The following is a 10,013-nucleotide window of genomic DNA, read 5'->3' as shown; positions in this document are numbered from 1 at the left end:
TCCGTCAGGATGACAAAATAGAAGAGATTTTTTTATTTTTCAGGGTGACATACGGACTGGAAAAGTTAGATAGAAAAAAAACGATTTTTTTACATAGTCCCCAACTTTTGCACCTGATCCCAAACCTCATCTCATCCTCACCAAATTACTCACATCTTACGATTCACCAAACAAAAGAGCTCCTTGATTTCTCAAGGAGCTCTTGTTGGCCTACTAGGACTCGAACCTAGAACGACTGAACCAAAATCAGCTGTGTTACCATTACACCATAGGCCAGTACCACTTTTACTTGTAGAAGTAGTGTCTACTTCTGCATTGCGGAGGCAAAAGTAACACTTTTTTTATATTATCCAAAAACAAAACACAAAATTATTTTTTTTTAATGTGGCATGTATCTAATAAAAAAAGACTTTCTTTGTATATAATGATTAAAAATACCAAGAATATTCTTATATGTTAACATTCAACTACAAAAAGTGGAATATAATCGGAGGATGGCTTTGCTTCCTCGTTGCATTAATCACTTACACTTTGACCGTAGAACCTACCGTTAGTTTCTGGGATCCAGGAGAATACATTGCAACTTCTGCTAAACTTGAAGTAGGACACCCTCCAGGTGCTCCTTTCTATCAAATGTTAGGTGCTTTGTTTTCGCTTTTTGCTATTTCACCGCAACACATTGCCTTAGCAGTGAATATGGTAGCGGTTTTTTCTAGTGCTTTTACCATTCTCTTTATGTTTTGGTCGATGACTAATATCTTGAAAAAAATGGTAACCAAGACATCAGAATGGAATACCATGAATGCGATTGCCGTTTTAGGGAGTGCTGCGATTGGTTCTTTAGCTTTTAGTTTTACCGATAGTTTTTGGTTTAATGCTGTGGAATCAGAAGTGTACGCTTCAGCTATGGTGCTTACTGCTCTTCTACTCTATTTAGGATTGAGATGGATAGATGACATGGATCAACCACGTGGAAACCGCTGGTTGTTATTGATTGGACTTGTAGCAGGATGTTCCTTTGGGGTGCACTTAATGGCTTTATTAACGATCCCTTCGATTGGATTACTCTACTTCTTCAAAAAATATGAGAAAGTAACGGTTAAAAACTTCATTATTGGCAATATCGCAGCGGTAGTTGCGCTATTCTTTTTGTTTGCCTTTTTCTTCCCTAAGCTCTTGGCTTTCTTTGGAAAAACGGAAATTTTCGCCATCAATACACTTGGACTTCCCTTCAACAGTGGAACCATCCTCGCTTTCTTGATTTTACTTGGAGTGACTGTATTCGGTTTATGGTATACCCGTAAAAAAGGATATGTAACTGCTAATACACTGATTTTATCTTTAGTATTTGTCTGTGTTGGATTAACCGCTTGGTTGATGTTGCCTATCCGCGCAAATGCCAATGTGACTATTAACGAAAACACCCCTTCCGATGCGGCGGAGCTATTGGCCTACTACCAAAGGGAACAATATGGGGATGAAAGTATTTACTATGATTCATACTTTACCAAGGCCTATGTTGGGTTAGATAAAAATAATCCATGGAAGGACGACAAACCCAATTACGAACGAGATTACAAAACAGGAAAATACGTTGTAGTTAATGAATGGAAAAACGCAGGACAAAACTTTGATGAAAAACACAAAGGATTTTTGCCGCGTATGTGGAGTACAGATAAGAATCACCGCATCAACTATATGCGTTATACGAAGCCACTCGACTTCCAAATTGCATCAGGTTATACCCAAAATGAGAAGTTACTATACTTGAATCAAGGGATGAAACAAAAACTAGCTAGCGGCGAATTCGGTGTAGAAGAGTTAGATAATTTCTTTAGTCAATATGGTCAATATTTAGATATTGAAGTTCCATCTTTCAGCAACAATATGTCTTATATGTTTACCTACCAATTTGGGTATATGTATTGGCGATACTTGATGTGGAACTTTGTTGGGCGTCAAGATGACATCCAAGGACAAGGGGATTTAGAACACGGAAACTGGTTGAGCGGAGTGAAATTCTTAGATGAAATTCGCCTAGGTTCTCAAGACAACCTTCCGTCTGACGTGCTCAATAACAAAGGAAGAAACACTTATTTCTTCTTGCCGTTTATCTTGGGAATTATAGGAATTGTATTCAACTATCGCAAAGATCCAAAGATGTTTTGGGTCTTATTGGTACTCTTTTTATTTACGAGTTTGGCGTTAAAAGTATTCTTGAATGAGCGTCCTTTTGAGCCAAGGGAACGCGATTATGCCGTTGTTCCTTCCTTCTATATTTTTGCGATGTGGTTAGGATTTGGGGTATACTCCATCTATGAAGGGGTACAGAAATATCTTTCGCCTAAACTAGCTGCTGGGCTTGTACTAACGGCTTGTACCCTAGCTGGACCTTTATTATTAGCACAACAAAACTGGGATGATCACGATCGCTCTAATCGTTATACTGCTTTAGCTAACGCGCGAGCGTATTTAGATTCTTGTGATCCAAATGCTATTATCTTCACCATTGGAGATAACGATACTTTCCCGCTTTGGTACCTACAAGAGATTGAAGGATACCGTACGGATGTCCGCGTGGTATGTACAAGTTTATTAACACAAGATTGGTATATCGACCAGATGAAAGCCAAGGCCTATGACTCTGAGCCTTTACCGATCAAATTTACCCACGATCAATATGTGGGAAATAAACGCGATGCCATTTTAATTAATCCACAAACAGAGCAGCGCTTTGATTTGTCGTTATTATTAGATGTGGTTCGTTCAGATGATCAACGAACCAAGCAAATAACAGAGGCAGGAACTACCCTTTACTTTATTCCAACAAATAAGTTCAGTCTTCCTGTAGATTCAACTATTATTGCAAAAAACAATATTGTATCGCCTCATTTAAGAGATCAAGTACTTCCTCAGTTGGATATTGATATTACAGATCAAGCCATCTACAAGCACCGTTTGATTATGTTGGACATTATTGCCAACAACAATTGGGAGCGTCCGGTTTATTTCTCTGGAGGGAGCTTCAACAATGATGACTTTGTTTGGATGAAAGACTACTTGCAACTGCAAGGACTGATTTACAAATTAGTACCGATCAAGTCTCCAGGTCAGAATGCACATCCATTAGATTTGGGTATTATTGATTCGGATCGCATGTATGAAACGGTAAAAACGTGGTATTGGGGTAATATGGGCAGTGACAAAATTTACCATGACCCACAAACGCGCAGAAATGCTTTGAGCTACCGTATTAATTTGAGCCGTTTAGCGGAGCAATTAATCGAAGAGGGCAAAAATGCAAAAGCCAAAGAAATTCTCGATATGGCTATGACCAATATGCCGATTAAATACTATGGGTATTACCAATTAGTCATTCCTTATGTTGAAGGCTATTACAAAATTGGTGAAACGAAAGTAGCACAAGAATACGCCAAAGAGTTAGCACAAAAATCGAATGAGAAATTGTTTTACTACAAAAATCTCCCGTTAGAAGATCAAAACTACTATGCGTATGAAATTTTATCCGAATTAGAAATTTGGAGAAATCTAGTGTCTATTGTGGATACAGAAGACAAAGACGCGAAATTTATCGATGACTTTAAAAACGATTTCAACGGTTATTTCACTCAATTCAATTATTTATTTAGACAATACCAAGGAGCAGGAGAAACAGAAGATCAAGAACTGACAGAATAATGCTCAACGATTACATAAACAAAAGCCTTTATTTCGCATAATAAAGGCTTTTGTCGTTTCTAAACAGCAGCAAAAAACAATTCATTTAGGCATGGTTGAGTTTTCTTCTTAACTTTGTCCTTCAAAAGGAATCACCATTATGATTGAAAATAAAAATCAAAGTAAAACACAAGTAGAGCAACTAGGAGAGTTTGGCTTAATCAAACACTTAACGCAAACATTTGCAACGACACAACCTTCCACTGTAAAGGGCATTGGCGATGACGGAGCTGTACTTGACTTTACCACAGATAAAGTAGTAGTCTCAACGGATTTACTCATTGAAGGCGTACATTTTGACTTGGCATATGCCCCATTGAAACATTTGGGATACAAAGCAATTGTAGTCAATCTTTCTGATATTTGTGCGATGAATGCGGTTCCAACTCAAGTTACCGTTTCTATTGCCGTATCCAATCGATTTCCTTTAGAAGCTTTAGAAGAGCTATACGAAGGAGTTGCCTTGGCTTGTAACTACTACAAGGTAGATCTTATAGGTGGGGATACTACTTCTTCTCAAAAAGGGTTAATTATCAGTGTAACCGCTTTAGGGAAAGCCAAAGAGGAAGAATTGGTTTATCGCAATACTGCTCAGGACAACGATCTGTTGGTTCTTACTGGAGATATCGGAGGGGCGTATATGGGTTTACAAGTGCTAGAACGCGAAAAACAAGTCTATCTCGTTAATCCAAATAACCAACCGGATCTTTCGCTATACGACTATATTATCGAAAGACAATTAAAACCAGAAGCCCGTACAGATATCAAGCAATTATTGGCAGAGCTAGATGTAAAACCAACAAGTATGATTGACGTTTCTGATGGATTATCCTCTGAGATTATGCACTTATGCACCCAATCGAAAGTGGGTTGTAATTTATTTGAAGATAAACTACCACTAGACCCTCAATTTATCAATACCTGTGAGGAATTCAATATTGATTCTACTACAATTGCCATCAATGGTGGAGAAGATTATGAATTGTTATTTACCGTAAAAATGGAAGATTATGACAAGATTAAAGGCAATCCGAATTTGACCATTATTGGGCATATGACACAAGAAAGTGAAGGGGTTCACCTCATCACAAGAGACAATACCAAAATTCCAATCAAAGCGAAAGGCTGGAATGCATTACAATAAGCAACTAAAAAGCGAGACTGTTTAGTCTTGCTTTTTTTGTTAAGAAATCATTAGATTTTTATTAGAATTATCCTGTAGCTTATTTTGAATATAAACAAATTACTACCTTGCACCCATCAAATCGAAAAGATTACTTAATTTTGTACTATCTAATTAACTCATAACAAGGATTGTGAAAAGAAAAATAGCCGTTTTTTTAATGCTTATGTTTCTGATATCAACAACTGAATTTGGTCAGCTGTTGAAATTTCCTTTACTTGTAGAGCACTATATTGAACACAAGGGACTGAATCCCGATTTGAGTATCTGGGGATTTTTACAAATCCACTATGACAACAACCACAAAGAGGATGGGGATCCTACGGATGAGAAGCTTCCTTTTCTTTCTCACGCTCCCATTATCCATCTTGTGGCCACAACACCACCGACAATTTTCAAAATTGATCGCGTGAAAATTCCAACGAATAATACTCCAGTAGAACGTTTTCACGATGCTATTTTTGAAAGTAGTTTCTTATCCTCTATTTGGCAACCGCCCAAATACTGTTAATACCTAATTACCCTTTCCCCATGCATCTAAATTCTTAGATGACATGGTCTTATCGTATTTATGTATCAAGCTCAACTGCAGCCTGATTTCTCATGAAATTATCAAATCACCTGATACTTTATGCGCTTCAAAAACCTCGTTTTTGGGCGTGATATTCCCGTGGTTTCTTGTGTATTTCACCAGAGGACTCCCTGCTACTGTTGTGCCTAACAGTTGTATTATGCTAAATAAAATAATTGAATATTCCGTAAAGAATAAATTAATCATCGGCCTATTGGTACTCGGCCTAATCGGTATAGGTCTTTTCCAGCTGACCAAATTACCCATTGATGCAGTACCCGATATTACAGACAACCAAGTACAAGTCATTACCGTTGCCCCTAACTATGGCGCTACTGACATTGAGCGTTTAGTTACCTTTCCAATTGAACAAGCCAATAGCAATATTCCAGGGATGAAAAGCATTCGAAGCTTTTCTCGCTTTGGGTTGTCCTTAATTACTATTGTCTTTGAAGAAGATGTGGATATTTATTGGGCTCGACAACAAGTAGGCGAACGCCTCCAACAGGTGCAAAATGATATCCCAAAAGAAGTAGGACAGCCCGAATTAGGGCCTATTTCAACAGGATTAGGCGAAATTTATCAATACGTTGTTCGCCCAGAACTGGGTTATGAAAAGCAATTTGATTTAACAGAATTGCGATCCATTCAAGATTGGATTGTTCGCCGTCAATTGATTTCAGTGAAAGGGGTTGCAGAAGTGAGTAGTTTTGGTGGAAAGCTAAAACAGTATGAAATTGCCATCAACCCCAACCAACTTGATGCGAGCGGATTAACAATTACTGATGTCTTTGACGCCTTGAATAAAAATAATGAAAACACAGGAGGAGCCTATATTGAAAAAGGACCGACTGTACTCTACATTCGTTCCGAAGGCTTAATCGGGACGATCGAGGACATAGAGAATATCGCTATTACCTCAAAAAACAGTGAATATCCCATTCTCATTCGCGATATTGCTAAAGTCCAACTTGGACATGCCACGCGCTATGGTGCCATGACCTATAATGACCAAGGAGAGGTAGCAGGAGGAATTGTCATGATGTTAAAAGGAGAGAACAGCAATAACGTCATTCAAGAGGTCAAAGCACGTGTTGCTGAAATTCAAAAATCACTTCCTAAAGGCGTTGTCATTGAGCCTTTCTTGGATCGCACCAAAATGGTCAACAACGCCATTGGAACCGTAGAAACAAATTTACTAGAAGGGGCTTTAATTGTTATTTTAGTACTGGTGTTGTTTTTGGGTAATATTCGCGCTGGCTTATTAGTTGCCTCTATCATTCCATTAGCCATGCTATTTGCCATTTCCATGATGAATCTCTTTGGTGTAAGTGGAAACCTCATGAGTTTAGGTGCCTTAGACTTTGGTTTGATTATCGATGGAGCCGTCATCATTGTAGAAGCCGTTCTCCATCAATTCAGTCACAACCATAAGTACAAAGAAAAAGTACTCCTCCAACAAGAGGAAATGAATCGAACCGTAGTACAATCCGCTTCTAAGATGATGAATAGTGCGGTATTTGGACAGATCATTATCCTTATCGTTTACATTCCAATTCTAACCTTACAAGGTATTGAAGGAAAAATGTTTAAACCCATGGCTCAAACCGTAGCGTTTGCCTTATTGGGAGCCTTTTTACTTTCCTTGACCTACGTTCCCATGATGAGTTCGCTTATCTTGAGTAGAAAAGTAAGCAGCAAACCAAATTTTGCCGATCGTTTTATGGCGAAGTTGGAAAAAATATACCAAAATACCTTGGTTAAAGTATTGGAAATTCCCAAAACCATTTATGCTATTGTTGCCTTATTATTTATCAGTGCACTTTATATTTTATCAACTTTAGGAGGTGAGTTTATTCCGTCTTTGGAAGAAGGAGACTTTGCTGTAGATACCAAAGTACTCAATGGGAGCAACTTATCAACAACTATAGAAAGCACCCAAAAAGCCGTTCATATCTTACTGGCTCAATTTCCAGAAGTAGAGAAAGTCGTCACTAAAATTGGAAATAGTGAAATCCCTACCGACCCTATGCCGATGGAAGCGGGAGATATGATGGTCATTCTAAAAGACAAAAAAGAATGGACATCGGCTTCTACCTTTCCTGAATTAGCCGAAAAAATGACACAGGCCTTAGAAGAAGTGCCAGGTATTACCGTTGGTTTCCAATTTCCAGTGCAAATGCGATTCAATGAGTTGATGACAGGTGCGAGACAAGATGTTGTAGTCAAAGTATTTGGTGATAATTTGGATACACTTGCAACAACTGCCAATCAAATTGGACAAATTATCAACACCATTCCAGGAGCAGCAAATTTATATGTTGAGCCTATTACGGGAATGCCTCAACTGTTAATCGAATATGATCGTTCTGCTATTGCGCGCCATCGCTTGTCCATTAGCACTGTCAATCGCATTGTCAATACCTCTTTAGCCGGACAAAGTGCAGGTCAGGTATATGAAGGAGAAAATAGGTTTGACCTTGTTGTACGTATGAGTGAAAAGAGCAAACAAGACATCCAACAAATCCGCAACATTTTAATTCCTACTCCGTCAGGTGCTCAAGTTCCGTTGAATCAATTGGCAAAAGTAGAAATCAAAGAAGGCCCGAATCAAATTCAACGTGAAAATGCACAGCGTCGTATTTTTGTTGGGTTCAATGTTAAAGGTCGCGATGTACAGAGTATTGTAGAAGAATTACAACAAAAAGTAGAGGCTAAAGTTACATTACCTACAGGCTATCGCATTACCTATGGCGGACAATTTGAAAACCTAAACGAAGCCAAAGAACGCTTAGCCATTGCCGTTCCATTGGCCTTAGTCTTAATCTTTGTTTTGCTGTTTTTTGCCTTCCGCGATATCAAGGAATGTTTAATGATTTTTACCGCTATTCCCCTGTCAATCATTGGTGGTGTTTTCTTACTTGCTTTACGAGGTATGCCTTTTAGTATCAGTGCAGGGGTTGGTTTTATTGCCTTATTTGGGGTAGCCGTGTTAAACGGTATTGTATTGATTGCTGAATTCAACCGCTTACAAAAGTCGGGCATTACCAACATCGTTTACGTAGTAGTTCGCGGGGCAAAAAGTCGTCTGCGTCCTGTATTGATGACAGCTTCTGTTGCATCGTTTGGATTCCTTCCGATGGCCTTGAGTAACGGTGCAGGAGCCGAAGTACAACGCCCGTTGGCCACCGTTGTCATTGGAGGATTAATTCTCGCCACTTTCTTAACTTTATTTATTTTGCCTTTACTATATATTACTTTTGAACAGAAACTGAACTTTTCTTTCTTTAAAAAGAAAAAAGTCAGCAGCCTAACAGCAGTCATTGTCCTGTTGTTTGGAACAAGTACTCCTGTCTTTGCTCAAACTCCAATAACTTTGGAAGAAGCCCTGGATCGTGCCATGACCAACAACCAAACCATTCGAACCGAACAATTGCGTACGGCCTTCGCCAAAGCGTTTATTCATACAGCAACTGACGTTCCACAAGCAACAGTGGCCAGTGAATTTGGGCAAATTAACGGTCCATATACGGATAACAAATTTAGTATCAGTCAGGATATTGCATTTCCAACGATGTACAACAAACAAAAAAAGGTGTATCAGAAAACATGGCAAAAAAGTATTTTCGATTTACATCTCAAGACCCTTGAAATCAAAAGAGAAGTGACACAAAGTTTCTTCGATTACTTCTATTGGAATGAAAAAGAGCAGCTATTACAGCAAGCAGATAGCCTGTACACCTCTTTTTACAACAAGGCGACTTTGCGCTTTCAAAAAGGAGAAAGCACCATATTAGAACAAACCACAGCTAAAAATCAATTGATTAAGATCCAAATGCAACTAAGTGAAATAGCACAAGCGAAGAGCCTAGTTAAATTACAATTGAACTATTTACTCAACACAGTAGAAGATTTACTTCCCGTAGTAGAAGGAAACAAAGTAGAGTTATTGGGATTAGAACAAGACTTTGATTCTAATCCACAGCTAAAAATAGCAGAACAAAACAGCGTAATTGCACAGGCACAAACCCAATTAGAACGATCAAAGTTATTACCTACGATTCAGTTAGTCTATAACAATAGCAGTTTTATGGGATTAGCAGCCAATGAGGTGTATTACACTCGCAAGGATCGTTTTCATGCTTTTCAAGTCAGTTTAACCTTACCGCTCTTTGATTTTGGCCAAAAAGGAAGAATACGCGCTGCTAAAGAAGCAGAGAAAGTAGCAGAAGCGGAATTAACGATGACCAAACAAACTATCGTAAATCGTTATCAACAATTGTTGATAACCCTCAGCAGCAATCAACAAATAGTAGCAAGTTATGAACAACAGGCTCCAAAAGGCGCTGATGTGATTATGCAAACGGCAGAATTGCAATTCGTCAATGGGGAGATTAACTATCTTGAATATGTAATGCTAATCAATCAAGCCTTAGAACTGCTAAGTAACTACTTCGACTCGTTGAAAGCATACAATGACACAGTCATCCAAATCAATTATCTAACTTCAAATAATTAGCC

Annotated in this window: 4 protein-coding genes and 1 tRNA gene; 4 read left to right on the top strand and 1 reads right to left on the bottom strand. The window is 38.5% G+C overall.

The window, feature by feature from the left end; genetic code table 11:
- Positions 1–205: 205 nt before the first annotated feature.
- Positions 206–276, bottom strand: a tRNA-Gln gene (locus tag ACLJX0_RS12955).
- A gap of 177 nt (positions 277–453) precedes the next feature.
- On the opposite strand from ACLJX0_RS12955, the gene ACLJX0_RS12950 reads away from it, so the two are divergent.
- The 4 genes from ACLJX0_RS12950 (at position 454) to ACLJX0_RS12935 (ending at position 10,011) form a co-directional block, all read left to right on the top strand.
- The gene (locus ACLJX0_RS12950; protein ID WP_410880997.1) at positions 454–3,699 is read left to right on the top strand and encodes a DUF2723 domain-containing protein; all 3,246 of its coding nucleotides are present in this window, start codon (positions 454–456) and stop codon (positions 3,697–3,699) included.
- A 139-nt stretch (positions 3,700–3,838) separates the two neighbouring features.
- A complete protein-coding gene (thiL, locus tag ACLJX0_RS12945; protein WP_410880996.1) occupies positions 3,839–4,882 on the top strand; it encodes a thiamine-phosphate kinase in 1,044 nt (347 codons plus the stop codon).
- A 205-nt stretch (positions 4,883–5,087) separates the two neighbouring features.
- Positions 5,088–5,432: a hypothetical protein gene (locus ACLJX0_RS12940; protein ID WP_410880995.1), complete on the top strand. Its 345-nt coding sequence runs from the start codon at positions 5,088–5,090 to the stop codon at positions 5,430–5,432.
- A gap of 220 nt (positions 5,433–5,652) precedes the next feature.
- Positions 5,653–10,011, top strand: a complete 4,359-nt coding sequence (locus ACLJX0_RS12935) for a CusA/CzcA family heavy metal efflux RND transporter (protein WP_410880994.1) — start codon at positions 5,653–5,655, stop codon at positions 10,009–10,011.
- The last annotated feature ends 2 nt before the right edge of the window (positions 10,012–10,013 follow it).

Origin of the sequence: Myroides sp. DW712 (assembly GCF_046557355.1) — a bacterium.
Taxonomy (GTDB): Bacteria; Bacteroidota; Bacteroidia; order Flavobacteriales; family Flavobacteriaceae; genus Flavobacterium.
The sequence above is the reverse complement of the archived record's forward strand: the minus strand, read 5'-3'. Positions and strand labels throughout refer to the sequence as shown.